Below are 14,998 nucleotides of genomic sequence, written 5' to 3'. Positions count from 1 at the left end.
AGCCCAGGTCCGGCAGCTGCAGCAGCAGCCCGACGACCGCGATGCGGCGCTGCCCTGGTACCAGGACCACGGCCTGGAGGCGGTCTTCGTCCTGGAGTCACGCCTGCGGGAGGAGCGCACCTGGAAGCGGGTCGCCTCCATGGGCGCCTTCACCCGTCGCGACGTGGCCGAGCAGTGGCTGCAGACCATGCAGGCCCACAGCAGCATGATCGACTACCGCGTCACCCGGCTGCGTTTCTGCGGCGACTGAGCCCTCGCGGCGGAACAGCGTCACCGAAGCCCGCAGCTTGTGGCGGCCGAAAGCGCTCATGCGGGCGAACGCATCCCGGCTCACCGGCAGGTGCTGGCAATCCAGGGGCTGCCGGCTGTGGTCGACATCGGGGTCGTGGAGGTAGACGAAATCCTCGTCGCACCCGGTGACCACAACCCAGTGCGGCGACTTGGAACGGGTCAGCCGGTAGCTGCTGATCAACACCAGCAACACACCGCCGGCCCGCAGGCCGCCGTCCAGCTCCGCCCAGGGCGCCTCCACCTGCTCCACGTCGGTATCGGCCAGGGCATCGAGAAACACCTCGTGCACCAGGCGCATCACCGCGCGCTTGTCCTCGCTGCGCACGCCTTCGAGGAACAGCGGCCCGCGCCGGCTCACCTGCAGGCGCACCCGGAAGCCCCGTCGCCAGGCCGCCAGGGCCAGGCCCTGGGGGCTGCAGCCACCGTGGCCGGCGGTCATGAACACCGTGGTCGCCTCGCGCCACAGCTGCACTTCCTCGCGGCGCTCCATGGCCCGCTGCGGGTACAGCGCCGCCATGGCCATCAGCAGGCAGGCCGGGCCGCAGGTGAAGTCGGTGCTCTGCGGGTAATAGGGCACACGGCGGGTGCCGGCCTGGCGCGGCTGGCGGATGCGCTTCTCGTAGCGCAGTGCGCCGGCGTGGTCCTCGTAGTAGTCGTCGATCACCGCGAAGCGCCGGTAGCCGGCGCGCTCGTAGAGGGCGATGGCCGCCGGGTTGTCGACCCGCACCTCCAGCCGCAGGTAGGCGCAGTCGTGCGCGTGGGCGCAGCGTTCGGCCTGCTCCAGCAACTGCCGGCCGATGCCCCGGCCCTGCAGGTGCCCGGCAATGGCCAGGGAATACAGCCGGGCCAGGGAAGTGCCCCGGTGGAACAGCACCAGGGCATAGCCCACCACCGCCCCCTCATGCTCCGCCACGGTGAAGGCGGCATGGGCGCGGTTGACCATCCAGGCCAGGCTGCGGGGGCTGAGCCGGTCGTGGCTGAAGGTGCGGTTTTCCAGGGCCACCAGTTCGGGCAGGTCGGCCGCCCGAGCAACGCGAAAATCAAGTTTCATGGGAACTCCGTAAAGAGTGCGTAACGGTCCGGGACATTTCCAAAAGCGCGTGCTTAATAGAAAGCCTGTGTTCCCGAACGGATCGATAAATCCCATGAGTGCGGTGCAGAACCGGTGGCAGGAAGTATTGGACAGAACACGAACGGCAGCAACTTTCAAATTGACGCCGATTCAAACGGAAGAACTTTCCAACCACCCCCTGATCATTGTCGAGCGGACCGAAGACTGGTCGGCCTACTTCCCCACGGATTACCTGATCAGCGCTCGCGACTACCTGGAACAGTCGCCCGGCGGGCCTTCCAGGCCGCGCGCGCAGGTCATCAACCTGTGTCGCAACTACAAGTACCTGGGCCACGGTTATTACTGTTCGCTGTTGGCCGAGGCACGCGGACATAAAGTCATCCCGTCGGTGAAGACCATCAATGAACTGACCCGCAAGTCCATCTACGGGCTGGCGCTGGATGAACTTGAAACTTCACTGGACGATGCACTCGAACAACAACCCTGCGGCAATACCGAAGGGTTCACCTTGAGTCTTTATTTCGGCCATACCGAACTTGAAAGTCTCCAGGACATTGCCCGCCAGTTGTTCGAGGCCTTCCCCTGCCCGATCCTGCTGGTGGACTTCCGCAAGGGCGAACGCTGGCAAGTGACCGGTGTACGGCCGGGTGCCCTGCACCGCCTGCGGGACGACCAGCAGGACCTCTTCGCCGACGCCCTGGACCGCTTCAGCCGCAAGGTCTGGCGCCAGCCCCGCGCACCGCGCCAGGCCCGCTACGACCTGGCCATCCTGCATGACCCGGGCGAAGCGCTGCCGCCGTCCAACCCAAGGGCCCTGCAGCGCTTCGTCGAGGTGGGCGAGCGCCTGGGCATCGCCGTGGACCTGATCGGCCGCAAGGACTATGCACGGCTCGCCGAGTACGACGCCCTGCTGATCCGCGAGACCACCAGTGTCGACAGCCACACCTACCGCTTCGCCCGCAAGGCCGAGAGCGAAGGGCTGGTGGTGATGGACGACCCCAGCTCCATCCTGCGCTGCACCAACAAGGTCTACCTGGCCGACCTGCTTGCCAGCCACGGGCTGGGCATGCCCGCCACCGAGATCCTCTACCGCGAGCGCCTCGGCGAGATCGAGCAGGTCGGCGAGCGCCTGGGCTTCCCCCTGGTGCTGAAGATCCCCGACGGCTGCTTCTCCCGCGGGGTGATCAAGGTGACCTCCGCCGCCGAACTGCGCCGCGCGGCCGGGGAGCTGTTCGAGCACTCGGTGCTGCTGCTCGCCCAGGAGTACTGCTACACCGAGTACGACTGGCGCATCGGCGTCCTCAACCGCAAGCCGCTGTATGCCTGCCAGTACTTCATGTCCAAGGGCCACTGGCAGATCTACAACCACAAGGCCAAGGGCGCCGACATCAACGGCGAGTGCCGGACCCTGCCAGTGCACGAGGCGCCACGCGCCGTGGTGGACCTGGCCCTGCAGGCCGCCGGGCTGATCGGCGATGGCCTCTACGGGGTGGACCTGAAGCAGGCCGGCGACCGCGTGGTGGTGATCGAGGTGAACGACAACCCCAACCTGGACGCCGGCATCGAGGACGCCTACCTGCAGGACGATCTCTACGCCCTGGTGCTGGAGGAGTTCATCCGCCGCCTCGACCTCCGCCGTCGCGGCCAGGCCTGGTGAGCCCATGCTCGACGCCTACCGCCTGGGCGACGGCCGCCTGCAGCGCACCTCCGAAGCGGACGCCAGCGTGCTGCTGTGCGTCGACCCCGATGCCGGCGAACGCGAGCACCTGTGCCGCACCTGGCAGCTGGACCAGCACGCGCTGGACTCGGCCCTGGACCCCGACGAGGTATCACGCATCGAATTCCACGGCGAGCGGCTGTTCCTGATCTGGAAGCGCCCGGAACGCTGCACCGGGCAGGACGGCATGGTCTTCGAAGTGAGCGCCTTCGGCATGCTGCTGGAGCCGACGCGGCTGCTGGTGATCGCCGCCGGCGATTCGCTGCTGCAGGGGGTCGGCCAGCGCGGCGCACTCGCCACCCCACGCGACGTGCTGCTGGACATGCTGTTCAGCAGCGTCCACCACTACCTCGGCCACCTGCGGGTCATCAAGCTGGTGGCCCGCGAGCTGCAGGCCCGCTTCAACCGTTCGCTGGACAACAGCCACCTGATGCAGATGGTCAACCTCAGCGAAAGCCTCATCCACTACCTCAACGCCATCCAGAGCAACGCCACCGTGCTGGTGCGCCTGCGCAACCACGCCGCCGAGTACCAGCTGGATGCGGCCGCCCTGGCGACCCTGGACGACCTGATCATCGAGAACGAGCAGTGCTACAAGCAGGCGCGGATCTACTCCACGGTGTTCGCCGCGCTGATGGACGCACGGGGCAGCCTGGCCAACCACGGCATCAACGACATGCTGCGCAAGCTGACATTGATCAACGTGGTGTTCCTGCCACTCAACCTGGTGGCCAGCATCGGCGGCATGTCGGAATTCAGCATGATGACCGCTGGTGCGCCCTGGTGGGTCGCCTACCCCCTCCTGCTGCTCGGGATGCTGCTCCTGAGCGGCCTCATGCTGGCCTTTCTCAGGCGAATGGCGCACCCTCGCCACCAGCCCTGAGCCCACCGCACCCATTGGAAACGGAATCCATGATGCAGAACGCTCAACTCGGACTGGCCGTCTCGGCGATCATCGTCGCCTTCGGCCTCGTACTCTTCTATTTCGACCACCTGCGCGGCCCGCGCGGGCAACGGGACGAGGAGGACCCGGGACACTGACCGGCGGGGGCTTCGGCCCCCGCTTCCCCCTCACGCACAGGCCTTCTCGCGGCTGTGCACGCTCCACTCCCCACCTTCAGCCACGGCTGCGCTGCAGCCAGGCCGCCCCCAGCCCACTGAGGCAGACGATGCCGATGCCCACCAGGGTGGTCAGGTCCGGCGCGTGGGCGTACAGCAGGTAGCCCAGCAGCCCGGCGAACACGATCTGGCAGTAGCCGAAGGGCGCCAGCAAGGCTGCCGGCGCATGGCGGAAGGCCTGGGTCAGGAACAGGTGCGCCGCCATGCCCAGGGTGCCCAGGGCCACCAGCAGCAAGCCGTCGAACAGGCTCGGCAACTGCCAGAAGAACGGCACCAGCAGACTCATCACCAGGGTGTTGCACACCCCCGCGAGGAAGTTGCTGGTGGTGGGGCTGTCGTGGGCCGAGAGGATGCGCGTCAGCAGCTGATAGGCGCAGAAGCCCAGGGCCGAGCCCAGCGGGAAGAGGATCGCCGGGGTGAACAGCGCCCCACCCGGGTGCACGATCACCACCACGCCGACGAAGCCCATCGCCACCGCCAGCCACTGGCCGGCACTGACCCGCTCCTTCAGCAGCGGTGCCGAGAGCGCCGTCACCAGGATCGGCGCCAGGAAGTTCACCGCCGTGGCCTCGGCCAGCGGCACGAACTGCAGGCCGGTGGTGAACAGCAGGCTGGTGCTCAGCAGGCTCAGTGCCCGCAGCACCTGCAGCACCGGTCGTTGGGTGCGCAGCCCGCGCAGGCCGGCGCGGGGCAGGAACAGCCCGGCCATCAGCAGGCTGTGCACCAGGTAGCGCGCCCACACCACCATCACCACCGGGTACAGGCCCCCCAGGTGCTTGGACAGTGCGTCGTGCCCGGCGAACAGGAAGGTCGCCAGCAGGACCAGCGCCACACCGCGCAAGGGCTGGCTGACAGCGGTTGAAATCGGATCGCTCATGACACCTCGAGAACCGGCGCAAAGGCCGATGGATCAGAGACCGGCCAACAGCGCCAGGGTTCGCTCGCGCGCCAGGCGCGCCCGCGCCTCGGCGCTCACGCCCTGCTCCAGCAACTGCCGGGTGGGGATCTCCAGGCTCAGGGGGATGCCTGCCGGCAACGCCCGCAGCAACCCCGCCAGGTCGCAGTCCCCCTCCCCCGGGAAGCGCCGCTCGTTGCGCGCCTGGCGGAGGATTTCCTGCATGTCGTCCGGGCGCGGTCCGGCCACGTCGCACAACTGGGCGTAGCGCAGGCGCTGCGGCGGCAGGGCCCGCAGGTCCGCCAGGCACGAGGCCGAGCGGTCGAAGTGGAACGCATCCACCAGCACCGCGCCGTTGGGCTGGCCCGCCCGCTCGACGACCCGGGCCGCCTGGCCCAGGTCGCGGGCGTCGGTCCAGGGCATGAACTCCAGGCTGACGTGCAGCCCGAGGGGTGCCGCGCGCTCGCACAGCTCGACGAAGCGGTCGGTCAATCGGGCTTCATCCGGGTCGTTGCCGGCCACCAGCACCTCGCTGGCGCCGAACTCGGCCCCGGCTTCCAGCACGGCGGCGAAGTCCGCCACACAGGTCTCCGGCTTCAGCCGCAGGATCTCGATGTCCAGCACCTGCACCCCGGTATCGCCCAGGCGCTGGCGGGTGCGCCGACGCAGGTCGGCATCGGCCACCACGGGGTAGTGGTGCTCCTCCGGCGTCGCCGGGATCAGCCGCAGGCCCACATGGCTGTAGCCGGTGCGGGCGGCCACCTCGACCATGTCCGGAGGTGCCAGCTCCAGCACCGTCAAGGCAGCGAGCGACAGCGCACGGTCAGCCACGGCAGGCCTCCTGCCTGGTCGGCATCATCGGGAAGGCATGAAAAAACCGGCCAGGCAGCCGGTTGGCAAAGGACGGGACGGACACGGGGACCTCACAGCAAGGGGGTTCTGAAATCGGCTTCGCGTTATTTAGAACAGAGTTCCATTTTTACGCAATAGGCGATCTTCACGGCCCGTGGTGAGGCCCAGCGGATCACGGGAAGAGTTCGGACGCCTGGCTCGCGTCACCCAGTTCAGCGGTTGCAGCCAGCAGGCATGGGGCCAGTTCGTGCATGCGCGCCTCCGGCAGGCGGGCGCTGGGGCCGGCCACGCTGAGCACACCGATGACCTGGCCAGTGGCCGGGTGGCGCACCACGGCGGCCATCGCAGACATGCCCACGGCGGAGCTTTCCACCACCCAGGCGTAGCCGCGCTCGCGGGCGCGGCGCAGGCGCTCCAGCAGCTCGATGTTCGAGCGTGGCGCGTTGGGGCCGAAGCCGGCCGGGTCAGCGATGCCCTGGCGCTCCACCAGGGCCAGCGCCTCGGCGTCGCTCAGGGCCGCCAGCCAGGCGTGCCCCGAGGCGGTGTAGAACAACGGCGCGTCCCGGCCCATGTCCGGGTCGTAGCGCAGGCCGGAGCGAGCCCCCTGGGACTTGGCGATCCAGGTCAGCCGGCCCCCCTCGGTCACGCCCAGGCGCACCAGTTCGGCGCTCTCCTGGGCCAGGCGGTCGAGGATCGGCTGGACGATGTCCGCACCGCTGCTGGCCAGGTGGCGGAAGGCCATGGCCACCAGCCGCGTGGACAGCTGGTAACGGCTGTTGTCGGGGTTCTGCCGCACGTAGCCGAGGCGGATCAGCTCGGCCAGCATGCGGTGGGTCGCGCTCTTGGGGATCTGCAGCTCATCGGAGAGGGCCTGCAGCGCCAACCCCTGGGGGTCGGAGGTCAGGCGTTCGAGGAGGCTGAAGGCGCGTTCGATCTGGCTACCGGCCATGGCGTGGGTCCTGGATGAGGGTGCGGCGATTCTAGAAGACACAGCCCCCAGGCCGAAACCTGGAACGCATCCGTTGTTTCGCGCACAAATGTACGAACCAGTTAGTTTTCGTTCGCTGATCGAACACAAGCGCCTTCGACGAATTGAACAGCGCCCAGCCTGCAACCACTATCGGCCCAGGCCCGGCGCCCTGACGCCGGCGACCCCAATAACGACAAGAAAGGTCATCCCGATGCACCCCACCTGCTTCCTCCCACGCCTTCGCGCCCCTGATCGCCAGCCCGCTGCCGCCTGCCCGGCACTGCACAGCCCGCGCCCCGCCTGATCACCCGCTCCACGCCCATCGCCCATTCGCCAACGCCGCGAAGGGCCTCCTGCGCCCCGACAACAACAAGACAGAGGCCACCATGCCACTCACTCATCGCCACGCCCTGCACACCACCCTCCTGGCCAGCGCCATCGCCCTCACCAGCCAGGCCGCCCAGGCTGCCGAAAGCCCCGGTTTCATCGACGGCAGCAGCGCCACGCTGAACCTGCGCAACTTCTACATGAACCGCAACTTCGTCGGCACCAGCACCCAGGACCAGGCCGAGGAATGGACCCAGAGCTTCATCCTCGACGCCAAGTCCGGCTTCACCCAGGGCACCGTCGGCTTCGGGGTCGACGTGCTCGGGCTCTACGCCCTCAAGCTTGACGGCGGCAAGGGCACCCGCGGCACCCAGCTGCTGCCGGTGCACGACGACGGGCGCCCAGCCGACGACTTCGGCCGCCTGGCGGTGGCCGGCAAGATGAAGGTCTCCGACACCGAGCTGAAGGTGGGCGAGTGGATGCCGGTGCTGCCGATCCTGCGTTCCGACGATGGCCGCTCGCTGCCGCAGACCTTCCGGGGCACCCAGGTGACCTCCAAGGAGATCGCCGGCCTGACCCTCTACGGCGGCCAGTTCCGCGGCAACAGCCCGCGCAACGACGCCAGCATGGAAGACCTGTCCCTGATGGGTAAGGCGGCCTTCACCTCCGACCGCTTCAACTTCGCCGGCGGCGAATACAGCTTCAACGAGAACCGCACCCTGGTCGGGCTCTGGTACGCCGAGCTGCAGGACATCTACCGCCAGAACTACCTGCAGGTGGTGCACAGCCAGCCCCTGGGCGACTGGACCCTGGGCGCCAACCTCGGCTACTTCACCGGCCGGGAAGACGGCTCCGCCCGGGCCGGCGACCTCGACAACCGTACCTGGTCCGCCCTGCTCTCCGCCAAGTACGGCAGCAGCACCTTCTACCTGGGCCTGCAGAAGGTCAGCGGCGACGACGCCTGGATGCGCGTCAACGGCACCAGCGGCGGCACCCTGGCCAACGACAGCTACAACTCCAGCTACGACAACGCCAAGGAGCGCTCCTGGCAGCTGCGCCACGACTTCAACTTCGCCGCCCTCGGCGCGCCCGGCCTGACCCTGATGAACCGCTACATCCACGGCAGCGACGCCCATGTCGGCGGCGTGACCGATGGCAAGGAATGGGGCCGCGAGAGCGAGCTGGCGTACGTCATCCAGTCGGGCACCTTCAAGAGCCTCTCGGTCAAATGGCGCAACTCCAGCCAGCGCCGCGACTGGGGCAATACCAACAGCTTCGACGAGAACCGCCTGATCGTGAGCTACCCGCTCTCGCTGCTCTGACGCCCCCTCCTCGCTGGACCTCGGGCCTGCCCTGGCGGGCCCTTCTTTCGTGCCCGCCACCTGGCACCGGCACGCCGGAACGCACTGTTCCCCTTGTCCATCCACGACACCGGCTGCCGTTTCGCTTGCCGCCGGGTTGCAAACCGCCAAACCTCCTCAAGAATGAATACCGACCCTCCAGGTATTCAGCCCCCGATGCCCGCGTCCCAGCCCTTTTTCAAACGCCTGAAGCAGCTGTGGCTCGCCCACGACCTGGCCTTGATCGGCCAGCGCCGCGAGCGGCGCATGCGGATGCTGGCCAGCCTGGTGATGCTGGTGATCGGGGTGCTCTGGGGCGCCGTGTTCGCGGTACGCGGCGCCTGGCTGATCGTGGCGATGGACCTGCTGCTGGTGCTCTGCGGGCTCGGCGTGCTGGCCCTGACCCTGCGCAACCGCGCGCGCAGCGCCAACCTCCTGCTGTTCGCCGTGCTGGTGGTGGTCATCAGCATCTCCACCCTGTTGCTGGACGAGCCCAGCCCGGCAGCGCCACGGGCATCCCATCTCTATTTGCTGCCGGTGTCGGTGGCCGCGCTGATGGCCTTCCGCGACGAGCCGATGTGGCTGCGCTACGGCGTGTCGCTGTTCTGCCTGGCGCTGTTCACCGTCATGGCCTCCACCTCCTGGAGCCCCGACCTGGGCTACGGACTGCCGGACGAGCTGCGGGTGATCGGCTCCTGGGTGCAGAGCGTCGCCGCGGCGGTGATGCTGTTCCTGCTGCTGCACATCCTGCAGACCGATGCCGCCGAGCGCTCCGAGCTGGACCGCGACCTGCGCACGGCCCTGCGGGAGCAGCAGTTCGTGCTGCACTACCAGCCGCAGTTGGACATCGAGGGGCGCGTGCTCGGCGCCGAAGTGCTGATCCGCTGGCAGCACCCCCAGCGCGGCCTGCTGGCGCCTGCCGAGTTCATTGACCACGCCGAGAAGACCGGGCTGATCATCCCCATCGGCCAGTGGGTGCTGCACGAGACCTGCGCCCAGCTGGCCGCGTGGAAAGCCATCCCGCTGTTCCGCGAGCTGCACCTGGCGGTGAACATCAGCCAGAACCAGTTCCGCCAGCCCACCTTCGTCAACGACGTGCTGGGGCTGATCCAGCAGTCGGGCATCGAGGCGCGCAACCTGGAGCTGGAGCTGACCGAGACACTGATCGTGCAGGACATGGAGGACCTGTCGCGGAAGATGGCCGCCCTGGTGGAACACGGCGTGCGCTTTTCCCTCGACGACTTCGGCACCGGTTTCTCGTCCCTCAGCCACCTCAAGCGCCTGCCCCTGGACAAGCTGAAGATCGACCGCTCCTTCGTCTGCGACGTGCTCACCGACAGCAGCAGCGAAACCATCGTGCGCACCGTCATCGCCCTGGGCCAGAGCATGGGCATGAGCGTGATCGCCGAGGGCGTGGAGACCCAGGCGCAGCAACGCTTCCTCGCCGACAGCGGTTGCCTGCAGTACCAGGGCTACCTGTTCAGCCGCCCGCTGCCGCTGCAGGCGTTCCAGGCCTTCGTCAGCGAACGCGCCGAGCGGCAGGCCGACGCCGCCGGCTGACCCTCAGCGCTCCGCCTGCATCAGCGCATCGTGTTGCTCCCGGGGCAGTTCGAGGCGTATCGGCAACTCGGCCGCACCGGGCAATTGGCTGATCCGCTCCAGGTCCTGGAGCACCAGATGCAGCGGGCGGAAGGTGTTGATCAACACGTGGGGGTGCTCCCCCTCCTGATGAGTGCGGATGCGGTACTGCCGCCACTGGTGGATGCGGCTGCCCTCGCGGTTGACCTTGGACTCCATCACCAGGTCCTGCAGGACCGCGAAGGGGATGCGCACCTCCCGCCCCGGTTCCGACTCGCGTGCCGGCACCAGCTTCAGCAACAGGCCCTCCGCGTCGAAATAGGCCTCCTCGCGCGCCGGCGGGTGCAGCCAGCTGCTCACCCCCAGCATGACGAGCGGCACCACCACGGCACCCAGCAGCCCCAGGGTCACCAGCCACTCCTGATCGCTCCAGAAGCCCAGCACGAACAGGCCGAGCATGCCCAGGATCACGGCGAGGATGAGCTTGCCCAGCGTGCTGTTGACGGGGGCCAGGGGTTGCAGGCGTTCGAAGTCGGTGTCGACGAAATGGACGTTGCTCGCGAAGAGGCGAATGCGTGGCGTGCTCATGGACCTTCCGTGGTGGCATCGAGGGGCCGCCACTCTACTCGAAGTGGCAGGAGGAGGCCGTGCACAGGCCCCATTCCGAATACCCCTCAGTAGGACGGGCCGACTTCCCGCGCCAGGGTGGTGCGCAGCGTCTCCAGGGGAAAGCCGGCCTCGGCGATCCGCTTGGGCAGCACGTAGAAGACCCGGGGTGCGATGAACAGCACCAGGAATTCGTCGTTCTCCCGCCAGCCATGGAAGTTGCTCCAATTGACAACCGCCTGGCCAACGGCCGACTGGAAGTGCAGGCCCTCGGGCGCGAAGCCGACCTTCTGCTCCTGCTGCATCAGCGCATAGCGGCGGTACTGCCGGCGAACCAGGATCGGCCGCACCACCAGGCGTATCACCAGGGCGGCCAGCACCCCGCCACCGATACCGCCCACCAGGGGATAGGCCGTCGCCTTGTCCCCGATCTTCAGCGAGTACAAGGCCATGGCGACCAGCACGAACAGCCCCGCCAGCAGCAGGTTGCGGTGGCGGGTGCGCAGGCGTCCGCCGAGGCGGCTGCTGCGCAGGTAGTCCTGCTCGCTGATGCGATAGGGGGTGAGGGTCGGCTCGCTCATCCGGGGCGTCCTGCGGTGATCGGTCGCGCAGCATAACGGCCGCGTGATCACGCGGCGATGACGCCCCGCACAAAACCTCCGCAGGCCCCGCCACCCGGGCGATCGACCCTCCCATGCGGGCCAGGCGCCAGCATCGCCGATGATCAGGTCGGCGCGTCAGGCGGTTGGCGCCAAGGTACGTTTGGCTCTACCCTGAGCCGCGCCCGGAGCCCTGTCCCATGACATCTGGACGCCTCATTCCGCCAGAACAAGAACGTACGGATGCCCGCAGAAACACCCCAGCAACGGGTCATCGTCGCCGATGACCACCCCGTATTCCGCGAAGGCCTGAGCCGCATCGTGCAGCGCGTCCTGCCCCACGCCGTGATCGAAGAAGCCGGCACCATGGACGAGGTGCTGGCACTGGCACACCAAGGCCCGCCCCCTGCCCTGTTCATCCTCGACCTGCTGTTCCCCGGCCAGTCCATGGCGGCCATCGGCGAGCTGCGCCAGGCCTTCAAGCGCAGTTCCCTGGCGGTGGTGTCGATGGTGGACAACCAGAAGACCGTCGACGAGGTCATGGCCGTCGGGGCCGATGGCTTCATCGGCAAGGCCGTGGCGCCGGACGAGATGGGCGCGGCCCTGGCGGCGATCCTCGCCGGCGAGTTCGTGGTGCGCTACGACCACAGCCAGGCCGGCCTCGACGGCGGGCTCGACGTCGACCCGCTCTACACCCAGCTCACCCCGCGCCAGCAGGACGTGCTGCGGCTGATCGCCAATGGCCTGTCCAACAAGGAGATCGCCCGGGAGCTGGACATCTCGCCCTTCACCGTGCGCATCCACGTCTCCTCGCTGTTGCGCGTGCTGGGGGTCAGCAGCCGCGCCGCCGCAGCGGCCTGGGCCGCCAAGACGGGGCTCTGAGGCCGCTCAGGCCTCGGCGTGTTCCCGCGCCAGCCCCACCTTCAGTGCCATCAGCACCGAACGCAGCTCCGCCGGGTGCACCGGCTTGGACAGCACCGGCACGTCGGGGTCGCCCAGCGCATCCTGCACGCGGCGCACGTCGTGCCCGGTGATCACCACCGCCGGCACCGGCCAGCCGGCCTGGTCCCGCAGGCGGGCGATGCAGTCCGCACCGGAGGCCTCGGTGCCCAGGTCGAAGTCGGTGATCACCAGGTCGCACGCCTCCGGTGCCGTCGGCAGGGCCGCGCTGGCCTCCACCCGGCAGCCCCAGCGCTCCAGCAGGCTGGCGGTGGCATGCAGGACGTTGCGGTCATCCTCCAGCAGCAGCACCCGCAGCCCGTCCAGCAGGCGCAACGGCAGGCTGCTCACGGTCGACGGCTGGCGCTGCGGCGCCTGGACCGCCTGCAGCCCCTCGATGGCCACGCTGGTGCCGCGCCCGAGCCGTGAGGCGATGCGGATCTCCAGCCCCATCAGGCCGCTGAGCCGACGCACGATGGCGAGCCCCAGGCCGACGCCCTCGATGTCGTGGTCACGGGCCTGGCGCACCCGGTAGAACTCGTCGAAGACGTTCTCCAGGTGCTGCGGGGCGATGCCCTTGCCCCGGTCGTGCACCTCGACGGACCAGCCGCCGTTGCGCCGCCGGCAGGCCACCAGCATGGGCTTGCCCGGCGCGTACTTGAGTGCATTGGAGATGAGGTTCTGCACCATGGTCGCCAGCAGGTTCGGGTCGCAGGAGACATGCACGTCGCCCGGCACCCGCAGGCGGATGTCCACCCCGGCCCAGCGCGCCGCCTGGGCGTTCTGCTCCACCAGCTCGCCCAGCAGCTCGGACAGTGACACCGGCTGCAGGCGCGGCGCCACCTTGCCGCCGTCCAGGCTGTACATGTCGAGGATCGAACGGAACAGCTGGGCCACGCTGTGCAGCGACTTGTCGATGCTGTCCACCAGGCGGCGCTCGTCCTGGCCCAGTTCGGCATCACGCAGGCAGGCGGTGAACAGGCTGATGGAGTGGATCGGCTGGCGCAGGTCATGGCTGGCCTGGGCGAGGAAGCGCGACTTGGCCAGGTTGGCGGCACGTTCCGCCTCGCTGGCGCGCTTGGCCTGGGCCAGCAGCACGTTGACGTAGGCCGGCACGATCAGGGTGGTGACCACCAGGGTGAGCACCAGGTAGGGCTGCTCCCGCCAGTACGATGACGTCAGGGTGACGATGGCCAGGCAGCACAGCGCCAGGCCGGTGGCGATGGTCAGGTAGCGCGAGCCATAGCGCAGGCCGTTGCCCACCGTGACCCACAGCAGCACGCCATACACCGGCAGCAGGGGCGGACCGCCCACCACCAGGCCGAAGGTCAGCGCCGAATAGTCATGCAGCATGCTGAACAGCCGCCGCGCCGGGTAATGCCCGGGCCAGCGCACGATGCAGGCCAGCAGCACCAGGCTGGCGAAGAAGAAGCAGCCGAAGTAGATGAGGATGGGCACCGTCTGCGCCGGCGTCGCCAGGCCGGTGAACAACATGAAGCTGATGTAGAGGCTGGCGGCCACCGCCATCACCAGGCGGACGACTGCCTGGGAGCGTTCGGTGTCCAGGACGCGGTCCGGTGCAGTGCTCATGGGCTTTCCCTGTGCGGGGCTCCGTCGGGAGCCGGTTCCATCGAGGCGGACACCTTATGCGCCACGCGGGGCCTCGTTCAAGGCTGCGTTTCGCCTGCGCCGCGCTGGGCGACCGCTGGTCCACCTGACCCGAACCTCCTGGGACCGGCACAGGCCGAACCCTGTGTCAGTCAATGCAACCCAGGAGACGACCATGGACATGAAACGCCCCCTCTACACCCTGCTGCTCGGCGCCGTGCTCGGTGCCAGCGCCTTGCCGGCGCTCGCTGCCAACGACGGCAGCACCGGCCCCACCCAGCCCGGCGCCACCAGCCCCGGTTCCCCCGCCTCGCCCAGTTCGCCGGGCGCGTTGCCGGGCAACAACACCGGCCCTGGCAGCAATGGCTCGTCGAACGGCACCGGTAACGGGACCGGCACCTCGGGCAGCCCCACCACCCCGGGCGGCAACGGGTCCGGCGGCATGGGCAGCGACGGCATGGGTAACGGCGGCTCGGGCACAGGTTCAGGGACGGGCACCGGCTCCGGGGGCTCCACGGGCGGCTCCTCCACAGGGGGCGCGAGTGGCGGTGCCACCGGGGGCGCCAGTGGCGGCAGCGGCGGCGGGCAGTAGCCGCGCGTGCCACGGGGCTGCGCCCAATGGTCGCAGCCCCGCTTCCAAGGCCGTGCCAGAGGCCCAACCCCTTCATTTGGCAGGGAAATTTCGGACCCGTCCGTATTCCCGGCGGTGAGTGCGTCCTGCTAGAGTCGCCGCCCATGAAACCCGCCGCCTCGACCCGGACACTGACTGCCTGGCTGCTCTACGCGAGCGTCCTGTTCAGCCTGTTCGCCTGCGGGTTGCACCACGGCCAGATGACCGGCCTGGAGCTCAGCGGTCTCGATGGCGGCTACTGCAGCCTCGGCCACGATGCGTCCGACAGCCTCGGCGACAACGGCAGCGACCACGCGCAGATGCAGTTCACCTGCCCGCTGTGCTCCTCCTACGCTGCCGCCGTTGCGCTGAACAGCGACGCCTGGCAGCTCGACCTGGGCATCGCCCCGCGCGTGGTGCCCCTCGACGCCAACCAGCACCCCCAGCCGCCGCCCCGCGAACGCTGGCCCTCGCT

Annotated in this window: 15 protein-coding genes; 8 read left to right on the top strand and 7 right to left on the bottom strand. The window is 68.6% G+C overall.

From position 1 onward, the window contains the following. Positions 1-97: 97 nt before the first annotated feature. Positions 98-1,342, bottom strand: coding sequence for a ribosomal protein S18-alanine N-acetyltransferase (gene rimI, locus SZ55_RS05550; RefSeq protein WP_082078148.1), 1,245 nt, complete (start codon positions 1,340-1,342; stop codon positions 98-100). 94 nt (positions 1,343-1,436) lie between these two features. Here rimI and SZ55_RS05545 point away from each other — a divergent pair, with 94 nt between their 5' ends. The 3 genes from SZ55_RS05545 to SZ55_RS28780 are packed head-to-tail and all read left to right on the top strand — an operon-like array spanning position 1,437 to position 4,121. Next, positions 1,437-3,020 carry a RimK family protein gene (locus SZ55_RS05545; protein WP_044402625.1) on the top strand — a complete coding sequence of 528 codons (1,584 nt, stop codon included), beginning with the start codon at positions 1,437-1,439 and terminating at the stop codon, positions 3,018-3,020. A 4-nt stretch (positions 3,021-3,024) separates the two neighbouring features. Then, positions 3,025-3,963 carry a magnesium transporter CorA family protein gene (locus tag SZ55_RS05540; RefSeq protein WP_044402622.1) on the top strand — a complete coding sequence of 313 codons (939 nt, stop codon included), beginning with the start codon at positions 3,025-3,027 and terminating at the stop codon, positions 3,961-3,963. A gap of 32 nt (positions 3,964-3,995) precedes the next feature. Then, the gene (locus SZ55_RS28780) at positions 3,996-4,121 is read left to right on the top strand and encodes a hypothetical protein (RefSeq protein WP_260845184.1); all 126 of its coding nucleotides are present in this window, start codon (positions 3,996-3,998) and stop codon (positions 4,119-4,121) included. A gap of 76 nt (positions 4,122-4,197) precedes the next feature. Here the strand turns inward: SZ55_RS28780 and SZ55_RS05535 are convergent, their stop codons facing one another. The 3 genes from SZ55_RS05535 to SZ55_RS05525 all read right to left on the bottom strand — a co-directional run bounded on the left by SZ55_RS05535 (position 4,198) and on the right by SZ55_RS05525 (position 6,895). After that, positions 4,198-5,076 carry a DMT family transporter gene (locus SZ55_RS05535; protein ID WP_044402620.1) on the bottom strand — a complete coding sequence of 293 codons (879 nt, stop codon included), beginning with the start codon at positions 5,074-5,076 and terminating at the stop codon, positions 4,198-4,200. Between the two features lie 33 nt (positions 5,077-5,109). Beyond that, complete coding sequence (locus SZ55_RS05530; RefSeq protein WP_044402617.1) at positions 5,110-5,925, bottom strand: sugar phosphate isomerase/epimerase family protein; 816 nt, start codon at positions 5,923-5,925, stop codon at positions 5,110-5,112. A 193-nt stretch (positions 5,926-6,118) separates the two neighbouring features. Beyond that, a complete protein-coding gene (locus SZ55_RS05525; protein WP_044402615.1) occupies positions 6,119-6,895 on the bottom strand; it encodes an IclR family transcriptional regulator in 777 nt (258 codons plus the stop codon). A gap of 407 nt (positions 6,896-7,302) precedes the next feature. On the opposite strand from SZ55_RS05525, the gene SZ55_RS05520 reads away from it, so the two are divergent. Both SZ55_RS05520 and SZ55_RS05515 read left to right on the top strand, forming a co-directional pair. Next, positions 7,303-8,565: an OprD family porin gene (locus SZ55_RS05520; RefSeq protein ID WP_082078147.1), complete on the top strand. Its 1,263-nt coding sequence runs from the start codon at positions 7,303-7,305 to the stop codon at positions 8,563-8,565. A 195-nt stretch (positions 8,566-8,760) separates the two neighbouring features. Next, complete coding sequence (locus tag SZ55_RS05515) at positions 8,761-10,143, top strand: putative bifunctional diguanylate cyclase/phosphodiesterase (RefSeq protein ID WP_044402613.1); 1,383 nt, start codon at positions 8,761-8,763, stop codon at positions 10,141-10,143. Between the two features lie 3 nt (positions 10,144-10,146). Here SZ55_RS05515 and SZ55_RS05510 read toward each other — a convergent pair whose 3' ends face one another. Together SZ55_RS05510 and SZ55_RS05505 are read right to left on the bottom strand one after the other, a co-directional pair. Further along, on the bottom strand, positions 10,147-10,749 hold the full coding sequence (locus tag SZ55_RS05510) for a hypothetical protein (RefSeq protein ID WP_044402609.1): 603 nt from the start codon (positions 10,747-10,749) through the stop codon (positions 10,147-10,149). Positions 10,750-10,835: 86 nt separating this feature from the next. After that, complete coding sequence (locus SZ55_RS05505; RefSeq protein WP_044402606.1) at positions 10,836-11,348, bottom strand: YcxB family protein; 513 nt, start codon at positions 11,346-11,348, stop codon at positions 10,836-10,838. Positions 11,349-11,609: 261 nt separating this feature from the next. Here SZ55_RS05505 and SZ55_RS05500 point away from each other — a divergent pair, with 261 nt between their 5' ends. Next, positions 11,610-12,248, top strand: a complete 639-nt coding sequence (locus SZ55_RS05500) for a LuxR C-terminal-related transcriptional regulator (RefSeq protein ID WP_044402604.1) — start codon at positions 11,610-11,612, stop codon at positions 12,246-12,248. 6 nt (positions 12,249-12,254) lie between these two features. On the opposite strand, the gene SZ55_RS05495 is transcribed toward SZ55_RS05500, so the two are convergent. Then, positions 12,255-13,895, bottom strand: coding sequence for a hybrid sensor histidine kinase/response regulator (locus SZ55_RS05495; protein ID WP_044402601.1), 1,641 nt, complete (start codon positions 13,893-13,895; stop codon positions 12,255-12,257). Between the two features lie 193 nt (positions 13,896-14,088). On the opposite strand from SZ55_RS05495, the gene SZ55_RS27055 reads away from it, so the two are divergent. Together SZ55_RS27055 and SZ55_RS05485 are read left to right on the top strand one after the other, a co-directional pair. Then, positions 14,089-14,505, top strand: coding sequence for a hypothetical protein (locus tag SZ55_RS27055; RefSeq protein WP_052807530.1), 417 nt, complete (start codon positions 14,089-14,091; stop codon positions 14,503-14,505). Between the two features lie 143 nt (positions 14,506-14,648). Beyond that, positions 14,649-14,998 (top strand): DUF2946 family protein (locus SZ55_RS05485; protein WP_052807529.1); only part of this gene is annotated, 350 nt, incomplete at its 3' end.

Source organism: Pseudomonas sp. FeS53a (assembly GCF_000931385.1).
Taxonomy (GTDB): Bacteria; Pseudomonadota; Gammaproteobacteria; order Pseudomonadales; family Pseudomonadaceae; genus Metapseudomonas; species Metapseudomonas otitidis.
Note: the sequence above shows the minus strand (reverse complement) of the source record. Positions and strands in the feature narration are given on the sequence as shown.

What these genes read in the sequence shown, in the direction of transcription:
- SZ55_RS05545 (WP_044402625.1), top strand. Translation starts at nt 1,437, where the DNA reads ATGAGTGCGGTGCAGAACCGGTGGCAGGAAGTATTGGACAGAACACGA.
- rimI (WP_082078148.1), bottom strand. Translation starts at nt 1,342, where the DNA reads ATGAAACTTGATTTTCGCGTTGCTCGGGCGGCCGACCTGCCCGAACTG.
- SZ55_RS05505 (WP_044402606.1), bottom strand. Translation starts at nt 11,348, where the DNA reads ATGAGCGAGCCGACCCTCACCCCCTATCGCATCAGCGAGCAGGACTAC.
- SZ55_RS27055 (WP_052807530.1), top strand. Translation starts at nt 14,089, where the DNA reads ATGGACATGAAACGCCCCCTCTACACCCTGCTGCTCGGCGCCGTGCTC.
- SZ55_RS05500 (WP_044402604.1), top strand. Translation starts at nt 11,610, where the DNA reads ATGCCCGCAGAAACACCCCAGCAACGGGTCATCGTCGCCGATGACCAC.
- SZ55_RS05535 (WP_044402620.1), bottom strand. Translation starts at nt 5,076, where the DNA reads ATGAGCGATCCGATTTCAACCGCTGTCAGCCAGCCCTTGCGCGGTGTG.
- SZ55_RS05495 (WP_044402601.1), bottom strand. Translation starts at nt 13,895, where the DNA reads ATGAGCACTGCACCGGACCGCGTCCTGGACACCGAACGCTCCCAGGCA.
- SZ55_RS05525 (WP_044402615.1), bottom strand. Translation starts at nt 6,895, where the DNA reads ATGGCCGGTAGCCAGATCGAACGCGCCTTCAGCCTCCTCGAACGCCTG.
- SZ55_RS05515 (WP_044402613.1), top strand. Translation starts at nt 8,761, where the DNA reads ATGCCCGCGTCCCAGCCCTTTTTCAAACGCCTGAAGCAGCTGTGGCTC.
- SZ55_RS05520 (WP_082078147.1), top strand. Translation starts at nt 7,303, where the DNA reads ATGCCACTCACTCATCGCCACGCCCTGCACACCACCCTCCTGGCCAGC.
- SZ55_RS05540 (WP_044402622.1), top strand. Translation starts at nt 3,025, where the DNA reads ATGCTCGACGCCTACCGCCTGGGCGACGGCCGCCTGCAGCGCACCTCC.
- SZ55_RS28780 (WP_260845184.1), top strand. Translation starts at nt 3,996, where the DNA reads ATGCAGAACGCTCAACTCGGACTGGCCGTCTCGGCGATCATCGTCGCC.
- SZ55_RS05510 (WP_044402609.1), bottom strand. Translation starts at nt 10,749, where the DNA reads ATGAGCACGCCACGCATTCGCCTCTTCGCGAGCAACGTCCATTTCGTC.